The 14,813-nt window shown below is 67.1% G+C and carries 13 protein-coding genes; 1 reads left to right on the forward strand and 12 read right to left on the reverse strand.

What is annotated here, in order from left to right:
• Positions 1–16: 16 nt before the first annotated feature.
• The 3 genes from CYD53_RS19130 to CYD53_RS19140 are packed head-to-tail and all read right to left on the reverse strand — an operon-like array spanning position 17 to position 3,302.
• Positions 17–820 carry an ABC transporter permease gene (locus tag CYD53_RS19130; RefSeq protein WP_103719686.1) on the reverse strand — a complete coding sequence of 268 codons (804 nt, stop codon included), beginning with the start codon at positions 818–820 and terminating at the stop codon, positions 17–19.
• Positions 817–1,773, reverse strand: coding sequence for an ABC transporter permease (locus CYD53_RS19135; RefSeq protein ID WP_103719687.1), 957 nt, complete (start codon positions 1,771–1,773; stop codon positions 817–819). Before CYD53_RS19135 ends, CYD53_RS19130 begins: the two co-directional genes overlap by 4 nt.
• The gene (locus tag CYD53_RS19140) at positions 1,770–3,302 is read right to left on the reverse strand and encodes an ABC transporter substrate-binding protein (protein ID WP_103719688.1); all 1,533 of its coding nucleotides are present in this window, start codon (positions 3,300–3,302) and stop codon (positions 1,770–1,772) included. The genes CYD53_RS19135 and CYD53_RS19140 overlap by 4 nt, the downstream gene beginning before the upstream one ends.
• Before the next feature lie 263 nt (positions 3,303–3,565).
• On the opposite strand from CYD53_RS19140, the gene CYD53_RS19145 reads away from it, so the two are divergent.
• Positions 3,566–4,246: a GntR family transcriptional regulator gene (locus CYD53_RS19145; protein WP_103719793.1), complete on the forward strand. Its 681-nt coding sequence runs from the start codon at positions 3,566–3,568 to the stop codon at positions 4,244–4,246.
• 41 nt (positions 4,247–4,287) lie between these two features.
• Here CYD53_RS19145 and CYD53_RS19150 read toward each other — a convergent pair whose 3' ends face one another.
• The 9 genes from CYD53_RS19150 to CYD53_RS19190 all read right to left on the reverse strand — a co-directional run bounded on the left by CYD53_RS19150 (position 4,288) and on the right by CYD53_RS19190 (position 14,651).
• On the reverse strand, positions 4,288–5,319 hold the full coding sequence (locus CYD53_RS19150; RefSeq protein ID WP_103719689.1) for an Ldh family oxidoreductase: 1,032 nt from the start codon (positions 5,317–5,319) through the stop codon (positions 4,288–4,290).
• On the reverse strand, positions 5,316–7,016 hold the full coding sequence (locus CYD53_RS19155) for a hydantoinase B/oxoprolinase family protein (RefSeq protein ID WP_103719690.1): 1,701 nt from the start codon (positions 7,014–7,016) through the stop codon (positions 5,316–5,318). Before CYD53_RS19155 ends, CYD53_RS19150 begins: the two co-directional genes overlap by 4 nt.
• An 11-nt stretch (positions 7,017–7,027) precedes the next feature.
• Positions 7,028–9,076 carry a hydantoinase/oxoprolinase family protein gene (locus CYD53_RS19160; RefSeq protein ID WP_103719691.1) on the reverse strand — a complete coding sequence of 683 codons (2,049 nt, stop codon included), beginning with the start codon at positions 9,074–9,076 and terminating at the stop codon, positions 7,028–7,030.
• Between the two features lie 158 nt (positions 9,077–9,234).
• Positions 9,235–10,029 (reverse strand): ABC transporter permease, encoded by a 795-nt coding sequence (locus CYD53_RS19165; RefSeq protein WP_103719692.1) that lies wholly within the window; start codon positions 10,027–10,029, stop codon positions 9,235–9,237.
• Between the two features lie 12 nt (positions 10,030–10,041).
• Positions 10,042–10,926 carry an ABC transporter permease gene (locus tag CYD53_RS19170; protein ID WP_425428320.1) on the reverse strand — a complete coding sequence of 295 codons (885 nt, stop codon included), beginning with the start codon at positions 10,924–10,926 and terminating at the stop codon, positions 10,042–10,044.
• Positions 10,923–12,020: an ABC transporter ATP-binding protein gene (locus CYD53_RS19175; RefSeq protein ID WP_103719795.1), complete on the reverse strand. Its 1,098-nt coding sequence runs from the start codon at positions 12,018–12,020 to the stop codon at positions 10,923–10,925. The genes CYD53_RS19170 and CYD53_RS19175 overlap by 4 nt, the downstream gene beginning before the upstream one ends.
• Positions 12,021–12,043: 23 nt before the next feature.
• A complete protein-coding gene (locus CYD53_RS19180) occupies positions 12,044–13,090 on the reverse strand; it encodes an ABC transporter substrate-binding protein (RefSeq protein ID WP_103719693.1) in 1,047 nt (348 codons plus the stop codon).
• A gap of 71 nt (positions 13,091–13,161) precedes the next feature.
• Complete coding sequence (locus CYD53_RS19185) at positions 13,162–13,830, reverse strand: RraA family protein (RefSeq protein WP_103719694.1); 669 nt, start codon at positions 13,828–13,830, stop codon at positions 13,162–13,164.
• A 14-nt stretch (positions 13,831–13,844) separates the two neighbouring features.
• Positions 13,845–14,651 (reverse strand): carbon-nitrogen hydrolase family protein, encoded by an 807-nt coding sequence (locus CYD53_RS19190; protein WP_092174447.1) that lies wholly within the window; start codon positions 14,649–14,651, stop codon positions 13,845–13,847.
• Positions 14,652–14,813 lie beyond the last annotated feature (162 nt).

Consider the following 14,813-nt stretch of genomic DNA (forward strand, 5'->3'; position numbering starts at 1 on the left):
AAGAGATCGCGGCGGGTCAGCGTCCCGACGTGCGTGGATCGACAGCGTCGCGCAGCGCGTCGCAGAGCAGGTTCATGGCGAGGATCGTCAGCGTCAGCGCGGCGCAGGGCCAGACCAGGAGCAGCGGCGCCTGCTCCATGGTGGCGCGCGCGCCCCGGATCATCAGGCCCCAGGACGGAGCCGGCGGCACAACGCCGAGACCCAGGAAGGACAGGCCGCTCTCGAGCACCACGGCGGCGGCGACCGCCAGCGACAACTGCACCAGGATCGGCCCGGCGATATTGGGCAGCACCGTGCGCAGCAGGATGTACCAGGTGCGCCCGCCGAGCGCGCGCGTCGCCTCGACATAGTCGCGCCCGCGCACCGAGAGCACTTCGGAATAGGTCACGCGCGCGAAGCCGGGCAGATACAGCACGGAGAGGACGAGGATCAGCGTCGCCGCGCCCGGTCCGAGCAAGGTCACCACGAGCAGCGCCAGCAGCACCGGCGGGAAGCACAGGATGATGTCCATGCTGCGCACCGACAGGAAGGCCGCGGTGCCGCGCGACCAGCCGCCGATCAGGCCGAGCACGACGCCGATCAGGCCCGCCGTCAGCGCCGAAGCGAAGGCGACGCCCAGGCTGGTGCGGGCGCCCCAGATCAGGCGGGAGAGCACGTCGCGGCCGAATTCGTCGCGGCCGAGCCAGGAGGTCGCGGTCGGTCCCGCCAGTCGCCGGGCGATGTCCTGCCGCACCGGATCGGGCAGGCCGAGCACGGGCGCGGCGATGGCGATGAGGATGATCAGCGCGACGAAGGCGCCGGGGAACCAGAGACGCTTCATGGTGCGCTGACCCGGGGATCGAGGGCGGCGTGGATCAGCTCCACGATCAGGTTGATCAGCAGGAACAGCACCGAGATCGTCAGGACGATGCCGACCACCATCGGGTAGTCGCGCGCCTCGACCGCGCGCAGCAGCGGCGTCGAGAGGCCTGGCCAGTTGAAGACATATTCGACCAGAACGGTGCCCCCCAGCAAGGTGCCCATCTGCAGGCCGAGCACGGTGACGACCGGGTTCAGCGCGTTGCGCAGCACATGGACGAAGAGCACGCGTACGGGCGCGAGGCCCTTGGCGCGTGCGGTGCGGACATAGTCATTGGCCAGCGCGTCGAGCATCGAGGCCCGCGTCATCCTGAACAGCACGGCGGCCAGCCCCTTGCCGATGGCGATCGCCGGCAAGGTCAGGAGCTTTAGATGCAGGACGGGGTCCTGCGTCAGCGGCGTGAAACCACCGGCCGGCATCAGGCGCAGGGTCTGCGCGAACAGCAGCACGAGCAGCGTGCCGACCACGAAGACCGGTATCGCCAGCAGCAGGGCGGTGACGCCCGACGCGATCCGGTCGAACCGGCCGCCGCGATGCAGCGCCGCATAGACGCCGGCCGGCACGCCGATCGCGATCGCAAGCAGCGTCCCGGCGAAGATCAGCTCCAGCGTGCGCGGCAGCCTGAGCGCGATCTCGCTCAGCACCGGATAATCGTCGACGAGCGAAGTGCCGAGATCGCCCCTGAGCAAGCCGCCGAGAAAGCTGCCATATTGCACCAGGATGGGCTGGTTGAGCCCGAGCTTCTCGCGCAGTTCCGCGACGGTCGCGGGGTCGGGCGAGGTGCCGCCGGTCGAAAGCAGGAGCTCGGCGGGATCTCCCGGCACCATGTGCAGCGCCATGAAGACGATCGTCGCGACGATCCAGGCCAGGACCAGCGCGATCAGGATGCGGTGTGCGAACCAGACAGCGCTCATCCGAAGAAGGTCTCTTCGAGCATGCCGCCGGACGACGTCGTCAGCGCGCCAGGCAGGTTGGTGAAGCCCTTGACGCCCTTGTCCATGCCATAGCCCTGCTCGCGCCAGGCAAGACCGACGAGCGGCACTTCCTCCAATGCGGCGCGCTGCATCTCCTTGTAGATCGCGACGCGCTTGGCCTGGTCGAATTCGGCGCGGCCCTTCGCCAGGGCGGCGACGGTGCGCGGCGCGTCGACCTTGAAGGAGCGGCCATGGGTCGGCGAGAGCGAGGTGTCGAGCACCACGGTCAGCCCGTCCGGGTCGTTGTTGTCGGCGGAGACGCCGTGGATCGCCATGTCGTACTGGCCGCGCGAGCCTCTGGAGACACGGGTCGACCAGTCCGGCAGCTGCAATTCGCACTGGATGCCGATCGCCGCCAGATGCTGCTGCGCGACCTCGGCGGTGTCCTTGTGCATGCCGAACTGCGCGGTCGAGAGCAGCGTGGTCTGGAAGCCATTGGCATAGCCCGCCTCGGTCAGCAGCGCCTTGGCCCGGGCGGGGTCGTAGTTCCAGCCATGCGCCAGCTCCTTGTCGTACCAGGGCGTGCCCTCGACGATCGGCAGGCCTTCGAGCGGCTTGCCGCGGCCGAAAAAGGCGACCTTGACGATATCCTCGCGCTTGATCGCGTGGGCGACGGCGCGGCGCACGCGCGCATCGTTGAAGGGCGGCTTCGTACCGTTGAAGAGCACGTCCATGAACGGCCCTTCGACAGTATCGAGCTTGAGGCGCTGATCGGCCTCGACCGCGGCCATCGACTGCCACGGCACATATTCGATCATGTCGACATCGCCGGACTGCAGCGCGGCGTTGCGCAGGTTCTCGTCGGCATAGACGATGAACTTGATGCCCTTCAGCTTGGGGAAGCCGGGCTTGTAGAACTTGTCGAAGGCCACGAGGCTGAGCGAGCTGCCGCGCTCCTGCCCGGCGAGCCGGAAGGGGCCGGCGCCGATCGGCTCATTGGCCGTCGAGTTTCGCCAGATGATGAAGGTGTTGTAGTTGGCAAACCAGGTCGGCAGCGTCGCCTGGGGTTCCTTGGTGACGATGCGGATGCTGCGCGGGTCGGGGATTTCGACCCGCTCGATGCCCTGGAACTGGGAGCGCATATAGGCGGTCGATTTCTCGCCGGCGATCTGCTCGATCGACCACTTCACGTCCTCGGCGGTGACCGGCTCGCCATTATGGAACAGGCAGCCCTGGCGCAGCTTGAAGACCCAGGCGCCGCTGCCGTCGATCGCCCAGGATTCCGCCAATTCGCCGCGCAATTCGCCCTTGCTGTCATAGGTGACCAGGCTGCGATGCGTCAGCATCTTGACCGTGCCGGCCGATGCGCCGGTCGAGACCCAGGGCTGGAGGTTCGGCGGAAAGGCCGAGAGGCCGAAGCGCAGAATGCCGTTGGCGCGCTGCGCCGCCGCAGGCCGGGAGAGCAGAGGCGATGCCAGCAGCGGCGCTGCGAGGCCTGCTCCAAGGACGGTGCGGCGGGAGATCGTCATGCGCTGATCCTTTGCTTCGGGCCGCATTCGGCGCCGGTTTCGGGCGTCGCCGCGCTGAGCAAGAAAAGCGCCATCATGGTGCCCTGCGCCCGGCGGCCCGAGCTGGCGCATCCTGCGCCAGTCCAGGCTGCGCGCAAGCCTCCATTCGGTCTTTCCGCTCGTCGTGCAATTTCATGATGCCTCATGTATACGTGGCGGATGTTTTGATGTCTACGACCTCGCTCGCTATGAGGCGCGGCCGCATGCTGCAAACGGATGGAACCATGAAGCCGCGCCAGGCGCAGCCGTCGATCGCGAAGCCCGCTCGGGAGCGGGTCTATCTCTATGTCCGGGAAGAGATCCTGCGCGGGCATTTTGCCGGCGGCTCCTTCATCGAGGAGGAGCAGATCTCGTCCGCGATGAAGGTGTCGCGCACGCCCGTCCGCGAGGCGTTTCACCGATTGGAGGCCGAGCGCTTCATCGACCTGCTGCCGCGCCGGGGCGCGCTCGTCCGGCAGGTGACGGCGCAGGAGCTTGTCGACCTCTACGAGACCAGGCGCATGATCGAAGGCTATGCCGTCGCCCGAATCTGCCAGCAGAAGATTCCCGTCCCGGTCGAGATGGCGACGATCCTGGATCAGATGGATGCGATTCCCAACAACGATCATTTCCCGCGCGTCGAGCTCAACCGGCGCTTCCATTTCACCATGGTCGGCGCGCTCGGCAACGAGGTGTTGTCCGAGCTTTATCAGTCGCTCGGCTCGCGGCAGCAGCGTGTCGCGATGACGGCGATGAGTGTCGACCCCAACCGGGTCGATCGCATCCGGATCGAGCATCGCGCCTTGCTCACAGCCTTGCAGGCGGGCGACGAGGCGCAGGCGCGCGCGGTGCTGGAGCAGCATCTGCGCCCGATCGTCGGCGTCGTCTCGCGCCTGCCGGGTTATGGGTTGGGCGAGGGCGACTGAGGCGTGCTGCGGCGTTGGAGACCGATGCGGCTGGAGCATGTTCAGGCCGCTCCCGCATAGGCCTCGATCGTCTCGAACAGCTTGCGCGAGATCACGACGCCATCGCGCGCGCTGCGCCGGCGTGCGCCATGGCGCCTCTCGCCGGGGAGCCGCGCGCCCTCCTGCCCGGTGATTGCGCTAAACAGGCGCTCCAGCCGGTCCGATGCGCCGTCCTCCGTCAGCGCCCCGAAATCGATCGCGATGAAGCATTGGCCCGTACGCGGCGAGCCGCCGAGATTGTCGGCGAAGGAGGAGGCGTCGATCGAGAGATTGGCGCCGGTCAGCCAGGCGGCGAAGATCTCGACGATGAGGGCAAGCCCCGCGCCCTTGTAGCCTCCTGCCGGCACCATGGTGCCGCCCGCCAGCGCCGCCTTAGGATCCGTCGTCGGGTTGCCGTCTTTGTCGAGCGCCCAGCCGAGTGGGATCGGCTCGCCGCGCTGCTGATGCACGACGATCTCGCTCTTGGCGACGACGCTCGAGGATTGATCGAGCACGAGCGGATCGCGGCCGGCACGGGGCACGGCGATGGCGATCGGGTTGGTGCCGAAGACCGGCCTGGTGCCGCCCATCGGCGCGATCGAGGCCGGTGCATTGACGAAGCCGAGCGCCAGCAGGCCCTCCCTGGCGATGCGCTCGACATGGTAGCCGACGACGCCGCAATTATAGGAATTGGTCACTGCCAGCGCCGCGATGCCCTGGGCTTTCGCCGCCTCGCACAGCGCCGGCAAACCGAAATCGATCGCCGGATGGGCGAAGCCGCCCTTGGCGTCGACGCGGACCAGGCCGGGCTTGGGGCTGTCGAGCACCGGTCTTGCCCGGCCGTCGATCTTGCCGACCCTGGCATGCTCGCAATAGGTCGGCAGCCGGGCAAGGCCATGGCTGTGGATGCCCTCGGCCTCGGCCGCGACCACGGAGGCCGTGATCGCAGCTTCGTTGCGCGGGTCGACGCCGCAGGCGAGCAAGGCCCGCCGCGTTAGCGTCTCGACCTGCGCGAGGCTGAGCGGAACGCCGTCCGCTGGCTGATGAGCGCTCATGCCGCGGCTCCCGTCTCGATCTCGGCGCCGTAGAGCGCGGCTGCCTGTTGCGGGCTGACCATGCCGTCGGCGAGATCCTTGGCGAGGCGCTGCGGGTCACGCTTCCGCGGGTCGCCGAAGCCGCCGCCGCCGGAGGTCTCGATGGTGACGATGTCGCCGGCCGTCAGCGGAATGCCGGAGACTTTCGAGCGCAAGGAGAGCTGCGAGCCGTCGGCGCGGGTCACCGTGGTGCGGCTGAGCGAGCCGGGCTCGCCGCCCTGGATGCCATAGGGCGCGTGCCGGAAGCGCTCGAAATTGGTCGAGAGCGAGCCTTCCGCCGCATCGAGCCGCCATTCGCGCACCAGGCCCAGGCCGCCGCGGAACTGGCCGGCGCCGCCGGAATCCGGGATCAGCCCATATTTCGTAAAGGTCACCGGATATTTCGCCTCGACCATCTCGATCGGCGCATTGGTGTTGTTGTGCAGACCGCAGGACAGGGCGCTGGCGCCGTCGCCCCTGGCATGGCCGCCCCAGCCGCCGACCTCGATGTCGAAATAGACCTGGCGCTTGCCGGCCGGGTTGGTCGTCTGCAGCGCGTAGACATAGGAAATCGCATAATAGGCCGCCGGGATGCGCTCGGGCACGATCTGCGCCAGCGCGCCGAACACGGCTGTCGCGATGCGGTGGTTGACGACCATGCGACCCGCGACCGGCGCGGGGAAGGCGGCATTGACGACGCTGCCTTCGGGCAGTGTCACGGTTACGGCGCGGTAGCAGCCGGAATTGGCGGGGATGTCGCCCCCCAGCGCTGCGAGCAGCGCATAATACACCGCCGAGCAGGTCATCGCCGGCGTGTTGTTGACGGGGCCGCGGACCTGGGGGCTGGAGCCGGCGAAGTCGAGTGCGATCGTCTCGCCCGTCTTGGTGATCTTGACCTGGAGGCGGATCGGTTCGTCCGACTGGCCGTCATCATCGACCAGTTCGACGAAAGAGGCCTCGCCATCCGGCAGCGCCGTCAGCGCGGCCCGCATCATCCGCTCCGAGCCGTCGAGGATCGCTGCCATCGCCGCAGCGAGTGGGTCTGAGCCATATTTCTTCGCCATGCGTGCGACCGCGCGCTCGCCGATGCCGAGTGCGGCGATCTGGGCGTTGAGGTCGCCGCGGGTCTCGTCGGGCTGGCGGACATTGTGCAGCAGCATCTCGAAGACGCCGCTGTTCAGCACGCCCCTGTCGACGAGCCTGAGCGGCGGGATGCGGATGCCTTCATGGAAGATTTCGGTCGCGCCCGCATAATAGCTGCCGGCCGCGCCGCCGCCGACATCGACATGGTGGCAGAGCGTGCCGACGATGGCGACGCGCCTGCCATCGACGAAGACCGGCCGGAAGGTCTGGATATCGGGCAGGTGCTGGCCGCCGGAATAGGGATCATTGGTGACGATGACGTCGCCGTCATTCCACTGCTCCAACGGGATGAAGCGGTCGAGGATCGTGCGCAGGCAGTCCGACATCGAGTTGAGATGGACCGGAATGCGCGCGGATTGGGCGATGTTGTTGCCCTGCGCGTCGAAGACGGCGGTCGAGAAATCGAGGATCTCGCGCACTACGGTCGAGCGGCTGGTGCGCCAGATCGTGATGCTCATCTCTTCGGACGCCGCGACGAGCGCATTGCGGATCACTTCGAGGCGGATCGGGTCGATGCCGTATTGAAGATCGCTCATGATTTCAGACCTCAATGGCTGGCGCTGCGGTCGGCGACCAGCGCGCCCGATGCGTGGGTGAGGATCGTCCAGCCGGCTGGCAGATAGACCGAGGTATAGGGTTCCTCGACGATGGCGGGGCCGGCGAGGGGCTGGCTGGCGCTGATCGCATCACGGTCCCAGACCGGCGTCGCGGCCGCGCCGTGGCGGCCATGGACGGGCCGGCTGCGGGTCGAGGCCTCGGTTTGATGAACGCCGCCGCGCGCGGGCACGGGTTTCGCCAACCCGCCGACCGCCTTCAGCCTGAGCGCCACGATCTCGACCGCGACCTGCGGCTCGTCATAGGAGAAGCGCTGGCGGTGCAGCTCGTGGAAGGCGGCAGTGGCCTTGGCGACGCCGGCGGCTGAGAAATCCGCTCCGTCCAAAGGCACGCGCAGATCGAAGGCCTGGCCGGCATAGCGCAGGTCGACGGCCCATTCGAAGCGCTGCGCTTCGGGGGCGACACCATCCTCGGCCAGCAGCGCCTGCGCCTCGGCGATGAGGCGCTTCGCCTTGTCGCTGAGCGACGGCGCGAGCTCGGAAAAGAGCCCGATCTGCGTGGCGCTGAGATCATGGGCGATGTCGGACCAGAGAATGCCCCAGGCCGAGAGCGTCGAGGCATGAGCCGGGAAGATCACGCGGTTCATGCCGAGCTCTTCGGCGACCTCGCAGGCATGTACCCCGCCGGCGCCGCCGAAGGAGAGCAGCGCGAAATCCTCGGGATCCATGCCCTTCTCGAAGAGCGAGAGCCGCGTCGCGGTCGCGAGCGCTGAATTCGCGACATCGATGACGCCGGCCGCGACCTGATCGATCGAGAGCTCGAGCCTGGTGGCGATCTCCTGCGCCGCCTTGCGCGCGGCCTCGCGGTCGAGCGGCATCGCTCCGCCCATGAAGCTCGCCCCGTCGAGGCGGCCGAGCAACAGGTTGGCGTCGGTCACGGTCAGGCGGGTGCCGCCTTTGCCGTAGCAGGCTGGGCCCGGATCGGCGCCGGCCGAATGCGGGCCGATGCGCAGGCGATTGCCGTCATCGACCCAGGCGATCGAGCCGCCACCGGCGCCGATGGTGCGCATCTCGATCATCGGCAGGCGCACCGGCAGGCCATCGACCTCGCCTTCATTGACCATCGAGATCTCGCCGTCATGGACGACCGAGACGTCGAAGGAGGTGCCGCCCATGTCGACGGCGACGAGATTGGGCTCGCCGAGCTCGACCGAGAGCCGCCTGGCCGCGGCTGCCCCGCCGCTGGGACCTGAGAGCAGCAGTCGCGCCGGCTCGCGCCCGGCCTTGGCAAGGCCGGAGACGCCGCCATTCGACTGCACGAGATAGACCTGGGCCTCGGGGATCTCCTCCTTGAGCCGTCCGGCGAGCCGGTCGGTGTAACGCTGCACAATCGGCACCAGCATCGCGTTGAGCGCCGTCGTCGACATGCGTTCATATTCGCGGATTTCCGGCGAGATGTCGCAGGCGAGCGTGACTGCCACATCCGGCAGCAACTCGCCGAGAAGCGCGCCGATGCGGCGCTCATGAGCTGGGTTGGCATAGGCGTGCAGCAGGCAGACCGCGACCGACTTCACCTCGGCCCTGGCGAGCTCGATCGCGATGCGGCGCACGCCGTCCTCGTCGAGCGGCACGGTGACTTCGCCGGCTGCGTTGACACGTTCGGTCACGCCGAAGCAGAAGCGGCGCGCGACCAGCGGCTCGGGCTGGGCGAGCGTGATCGCATAGATATCGGTGCGGCCATGCCGGCCGATCTGCATGACGTCCTCGAAGCCCGCCGTGGTGACGATGGCGCCCAATGGCAATTTGCGTTCGAGCACGGCGTTGGTCGCGATCGTCGTGCCGTGCAGCAGGTATTGCACCGCCTGCATCGGAAAGCCGAAGCGCTCGGAGGCCTGGCGGATGCCGGTCAACAGGCCGATCGAGGGATCGGCCGGCGTGCTCGGCGTCTTGATCTGGTGGATCGCGCCGGAGCTTGCATCGAGGATCTCGATGTCGGTGAAGGTTCCGCCGATGTCGACGGCGATGCGGATATCTTGCTGCATGAGGCAAAGCTCCGGTGTTCCCGCTCGCCAGGGCGAGCAGGTCATGTCTTGGAAATGGCGTTCGGTTCGGCCGCTCTAGCGGCCCGTCTCAGCGGAAATGGGGACCATCTGGCCTCCCTGGTCGCGCGGTCTGCATGTGTTCGAAGCTCATTTGCGCGTCACTTCACGAAGGTCTTGGCGAGGCCGGAGGTCCGGTCGACCACGAGCACGACGAGCAGGGTGAGGATGACGAGCAGGACCGAGAGCGACGCGACCAGCGGGTCGGCCTGCTGCTCGACATGGTGATACATCGCCACCGGCAGCGTCGAGATGCGCGGGCCGGTCATGAACAGCGACAGCACGACCTCGTCGAAGGAGACCAGGAAGCACAGCGCCGTCGTGCCGATCAGCCCCGATTTCATCATCGGCAGGGTGATGCGGCGGAACACGGTGAAGGGCGATGCGCCAAGCGTCGCCGCCGCCTCCTCGATCGGGATCGGCAGGGTCGCAAGCGCGGTCGCCAGCACCCGGATCGCATAGGGCAAAGTCACCACGAGATGGGCGGCGACCAGCCCCTGGAAGGTCGCGAGCAGGCCATAGCGCGAGAACACGATCAGGATGGCGAGGCCGAGCACGATGGTGGGCAGCAGCAGCGGCGCGGTGAACAGGGCGCTCATCGCTTCCGCGCCGCGGGGCTTGAGCCGCACCAGCGCATAGGCCGCCGGCAGTCCGATCAGCAGGCTCAGCACCGTCACCACGAAGGCGAGCAGCAGGCTCGTCCAGAAGGCCGAGGTCATCTTCCCATCAGTGAAGATCGCCGGGTACCATTTCAGGCTCCAGCTCGAAGGCGGGAACATCATGTAGCTGTCGCCGGAAAACGAGATCGGCACGACGACGATCAGTGGCGCCAGCAGGAACACGAACATCGTGAGCGCCATGAGCTTCAGGGCGAGCGAGACGGGACGTTCATCCATGATCAGCCTCCCTCACATGATCGCGCGCAGGGCGCGGGTGTAGAGCACGAGCGCGCCGCCGAAGATGACGAGCACCAGGATCGAGAGCGTGGCGGCCAGCGGCCAGTTCAGCGTCACGATCGCCTGGTCGTAGATCTCGGTGGCGAGCAGGAAGACGCGCCCGCCGCCAAGCAGCTTCGGCGTGATGAAGGAGGAGACCGCGAGCACGAAGCAGAGCAGGCAGCCGAGCGCGATGCCCGGCAGCGTCAAGGGCAGGATGATGCGGCGGAAGATCGTGAAGGGCGGCGCGCCCAATGTGGAGGCGGCTTCCTCGATGCGCGGATCGAGCCGGCCGAAGCCGGCGAGCAGCGCCAGGATCATATAGGGCATCAGGATCTCGGTGAGGCCGATGACGACGCCGGTCTTGTTGAACATCAACCGCAGCGGCGCGATGCCGATGGCGGAGAGCGCATTGTTGACGAGCCCGCTATCGGAGAGGATCGCGATCCAGCCATAGGTGCGCACCACCGCCGAGGTCAGCAAGGGCGAGATCACCAGCACCAGCAGGATGGTCCGCCAGGTGCCGCTGGAGCGGTGCAGATAAAGCGCGATCGGATAGGAGCAGACCAGGGTCAGAAGCGTGATGCCGAGGCTGACCGTGATGCTGTTCAGGATCAATTCGGCGTAGAACGTGTCCTGGAAGACGGTGAGCCAGGTCGCGAGCGTGTAGACCTCGCGCATCGCGCCGGTCGGCTCGACCTCATAGAACGACATCCGCGCCAGATTCAGCACCGGCACGAGGAAGCCGAGCGCATTGACCAGCGCGATCGGCGCGATCAGCAGGACGACCAGCGCAAGGCCGCTGCGGCGCGTGTCCGAGACCGGCGCAGGGGCCGCGATGGCGGCAGCCGCGCTCACGCCGCGGCTCCGTAGACGAAGACGTCCTGCCGGCGCCAGGACAGGCTCACGGCGGCGCCCGGCTGCAGCACGGTCTCGCCGCCGCGCGTCGCAAGCTCGACCGAGACGATCTGCCCGGCGACGTCGACATCATATTGCAGGATGTCGCCTGCGAAGATGGTGCGCGCGACGATGCCGGAAACGCGGTGGTCGCCGGCCGTCACATCCGCGCCCGCTGCCGACAGCGCGACGCGGTGCGGGCGGACCATGATCTCGACGGGACCGGAGAGGCCGGCTTGCGCGGCGAAGCTTTCGCCGGCGAATTCGGCCACGCCGTCCCGGGCGGTCGCCTTCAGCCGGTTGCTGCGGCCGACGAAGCCGGCGACGAAGGCGGTCCTCGGCGTCTCGTAGAGATCGACCGGGGTGCCGACCTGTTCGAGCCGGCCCTGATTCATGACCACGACCTTGTCGCACATGGTCAAGGCCTCGACCTGATCATGCGTCACGAAGATCGCGGTGATGCCGAGCCGCTTCTGGATGTCGCGGATTTCGTTGCGCATCTCGTCGCGCAATTTCGCGTCGAGATTGGAGAGCGGCTCGTCGAGCAGCAGGATCGAGGGGCGCACGACGAGCGCGCGCGCCAGCGCCACGCGCTGCTGCTGTCCGCCCGAAAGCTGGCCCGGTCGATGCTCTTCCTTGCCGGAGAGATGCACGAGCGCGATCGCCTCCTTCACGCGCCTGGCGATCTCGTCCTTGCCGACCTTGCGCATCTCCAGCCCGAAGGCGACGTTCCTGGCCACGCTCATATGCGGAAACAGCGCATAGCTCTGGAAGACGAGGCCCATGTCGCGGCGATGCGTCGGGACCTCGGTCAGGTCCTGCCCGCCGACGACGATGCGGCCCGATGTCGCCGGCACCAGGCCGGCGATCATCCTGAGCGAGGTCGTCTTGCCGCAGCCGGATGGGCCGAGGAAGGCGACGAGCTCGCCCTTGGGAACCTCGAGATCGAGATTATCGACCGCCGCAAAGCCGCCATAACGCTTGGTCAGCCCCTTGAGCGAGAGGAAGCCCTCGCCGGCCTGGCCGGCGGCCGCGGCGGTGATGCGGTCGGTCATGATCGTGCGATCCTTCGGTTCGATCAGCGGCTCAGCGGGATCACCTTGCGGCGCCACTGGTCCATGATCGGCTCGCGGACCTTGGCGAGAGCGATCCAGTCGACCGGAATGACCTTGTCCATCGACTTGACGGCGGTGCGGGCGATCGCCGCCTCCGAGATCAGCGCCTTGGCGTTGGTGGGAGCGTAGAACATGCTCTCGGTGAAGGCCTTCTGTGCCTCGGGGCTGAGCGCGTAATCGATGAACTTGGCGGTGGCCTCCTTGCCCGGCCCGCCGGCGACATGGTTGATCGTGTTGATCTGGAAGACGCTGCCTTCCTGCGGCAGCACGGCCTTGAGCTTGCCGTTGGAGCTGTCGGCATTGACTTGGGCGCGCGCGTTCCAGCCGGCTCCGATAACCGCCTGTCCGGAGATGATCACCGGATAGACCTCCGGCTTGGGCTCCCAGGTCTGGACGTTGGGCGCGATCTCGCCCATTGCCGCGATGCCCTTGTCGACGCTGCGGATATGGTTGTAGCCGCCGCGCGCCTTCTCCAGGATCAGGACGAGCGAAAGGCCCTGGATATCGGGCATGCCGGGGATCGCGACCTTGCCGGCGTATTTCTTGTCGGCGAGATCCATCCAGCTCGTGGGCGCCTCTTTCACGACGTCGGAATTGTAAAGCATCACCAGGTTGTCGAAGGTCACTGCGACGCCGTCGACATCGGCGATGCGCGCGGCGGAGAACAGGTCGGCGACGTTGGGGCTGGTCTTCTCGTCGATCTTGACCAGCAGCTTCTCGTCGGTCGCGGCCTTCGAGACCGAGACGTCCATGATCGCGACGTCGGCCTGCGGCGCGGCCTTCTGGGCGCGCAGATTGCCCAGCATCTGGGCCGAGTTCGGCATCGGGAAATATTCGATCTTGATGCCGGGATTGGCCTTCATGAACGGCTCGACCACCGCCTTGGTGTAGCGCTCCTGGAACAGGCCGGAATAGGCCATCAGCGTCACGGTCTGCTGGGCCATGGCGGAATGGGACGAAAGCCCCGCCGCGATGGCGGCGGCAATGGCGAATTTGGTCGAAGTCTGCATGCGAAATCCCCTCTCTTGTGATGCGCGGGCGGTTATCCGCCCGTCGTCAGGCCGTTCAGTCGGTTCGGCCCTCAGGCCTTGGCGAGTTTGCCCTCCACCATGGCGGTTGCGCCGGAGATGTCGGGCAGTTTCTCGCCCTTGCGCAGGCGCTCCAGCAGCACGAGTTCCTGCTGCTGCATCTCGATCGCGCGGCGGGCATAGGCTTCGGCGGTGGCGGCCTTGAGCACGACGACGCCGCTTTCATCGCAAAGCACGGCATCGCCGGGCTCGATCGTCTGGCCGCCGACGCTGACCGGCACGTTGATCGCCCCCTCCGTGCCGAGGATCTTGGTGGTGATCGGCGAGGGACCGCGGCACCACATCGGCATGTCGGTCTTGACGATCTCGGAGAAGTCGGTTGCCGGACCGTCGATCACGCCCGCCGTCACGCCCGCGAGTTTCATGGAATGGGTCACGACGCCGCCCCAGCAGGCATGCTTGGTGTCGCCGCAGCGGTCGATGACGACGACATCGCCCGGCCGCACCATCTTGGTCAGGTAGTGCAGCGCAGTCGAGTCCGCGTGCGGGATGCGGATGGTGACGGCGGTGCCGGCGACGCGCTTGGTCGGCAGGACCGCGCGGATTTCACGATCGACGAAGCCGGAATGCAGGACATGGCCGATGGTCGCGACCTCGCATTGCTCGAGCAGGGCGACGAGGTCGGCGGAGATCTGCGCCGGCATGGGATTGACGATGAACATGATGGGCTTTCCGCTCAGGCGACGACGTGGTGATTGGCGACCGGCACGGCCGCGCGGACCTTGGCCGTGTAATCGAAATCGAGCCTTGCACTGGTCGTGCCGACGCCGTCGGAGGCCTGCGCTGCGATATGGCCCCAGGGGTTGATCACCATGGAATGGCCGTAGCAGGCGTTCTTGCCCTGGGCGTGGGTGCCGGTCTGGCCGGTCGCCAGGAACCAGGTCTGGGTCTCGCAGGCGCGCGCCCTTGCCAGCAGTTCCCAATGGTCCTTGCCGGTCATCAGCGTGAAGGCGGCGGGCAGGACGATGATGTCGGCGCCGGCGTCGCGCAATTTGCGGAAGAGCTCGGGGAAGCGGATGTCGTAGCAGATCGCGCAGCCGACGGTGGTGTCGTCCACCTTGTAGGTGACGATGTCCTTGCCGCGCGAAACCATGTTGGATTCACGGTAGCTGACGCCGCCGGGGGCATCGACGTCGAACAGATGGATCTTGCGGTAATGCGCGATCTGCTTTCCGTCCGGCCCGAACACGATCGTGGCGTTGAAATAGTCGTCGCCGTCGCGCTCGCAGACGCTGCCGGCATGCAGCGTGATGCCGTGCTTTTCGGCCAGGCCCGACATCAGGCGGTAGCTCTCGCCATTGGGGAAGGTCTCGGCGCTGTTGCGCATCGCCTCCGGGCTGCCGTCGAGGAAGGCATAGTATTCCGGCAGCACGACGAGATCGGGGTTCTCCTCGGCGACGACCTTCTCGATCAGCGCCTTGGCCATTTTGAGGTTCGCAGATTTGTCATCCTGCGAGTTCATCTGGACGAGCGAGACTTTCACCGGCGTTCTCCCTGCAAAGACCTTGAGCACGACGCGTGACGGGGAAGCCCGGTTGCCGGGCGACGTCATGCTCCGTTGCGGCCGTCTCGCAGCAGACCAAACGCGGACAGGCGCGGCAAACGCGAAATTCTTGTTCGCCTCGACAAGAATTGCTTATGAGAC

It is taken from the genome of Allobosea psychrotolerans (assembly GCF_002917105.1).
Taxonomy (GTDB): domain Bacteria; phylum Pseudomonadota; class Alphaproteobacteria; order Rhizobiales; family Beijerinckiaceae; genus Allobosea; species Allobosea psychrotolerans.

Excerpts from the sequence above, each read along its gene's own strand:
- CYD53_RS19155 (WP_103719690.1), bottom strand. The coding sequence starts at position 7,016 with ATGAGCGATCTTCAATACGGCATCGACCCGATCCGCCTCGAAGTGATC.
- CYD53_RS19160 (WP_103719691.1), bottom strand. The coding sequence starts at position 9,076 with ATGCAGCAAGATATCCGCATCGCCGTCGACATCGGCGGAACCTTCACC.
- CYD53_RS19135 (WP_103719687.1), bottom strand. The coding sequence starts at position 1,773 with ATGAGCGCTGTCTGGTTCGCACACCGCATCCTGATCGCGCTGGTCCTG.
- CYD53_RS19185 (WP_103719694.1), bottom strand. The coding sequence starts at position 13,830 with ATGTTCATCGTCAATCCCATGCCGGCGCAGATCTCCGCCGACCTCGTC.
- CYD53_RS19130 (WP_103719686.1), bottom strand. The coding sequence starts at position 820 with ATGAAGCGTCTCTGGTTCCCCGGCGCCTTCGTCGCGCTGATCATCCTC.
- CYD53_RS19165 (WP_103719692.1), bottom strand. The coding sequence starts at position 10,029 with ATGGATGAACGTCCCGTCTCGCTCGCCCTGAAGCTCATGGCGCTCACG.
- CYD53_RS19175 (WP_103719795.1), bottom strand. The coding sequence starts at position 12,020 with ATGACCGACCGCATCACCGCCGCGGCCGCCGGCCAGGCCGGCGAGGGC.
- CYD53_RS19140 (WP_103719688.1), bottom strand. The coding sequence starts at position 3,302 with ATGACGATCTCCCGCCGCACCGTCCTTGGAGCAGGCCTCGCAGCGCCG.
- CYD53_RS19180 (WP_103719693.1), bottom strand. The coding sequence starts at position 13,090 with ATGCAGACTTCGACCAAATTCGCCATTGCCGCCGCCATCGCGGCGGGG.
- CYD53_RS19150 (WP_103719689.1), bottom strand. The coding sequence starts at position 5,319 with ATGAGCGCTCATCAGCCAGCGGACGGCGTTCCGCTCAGCCTCGCGCAG.
- CYD53_RS19145 (WP_103719793.1), top strand. The coding sequence starts at position 3,566 with ATGAAGCCGCGCCAGGCGCAGCCGTCGATCGCGAAGCCCGCTCGGGAG.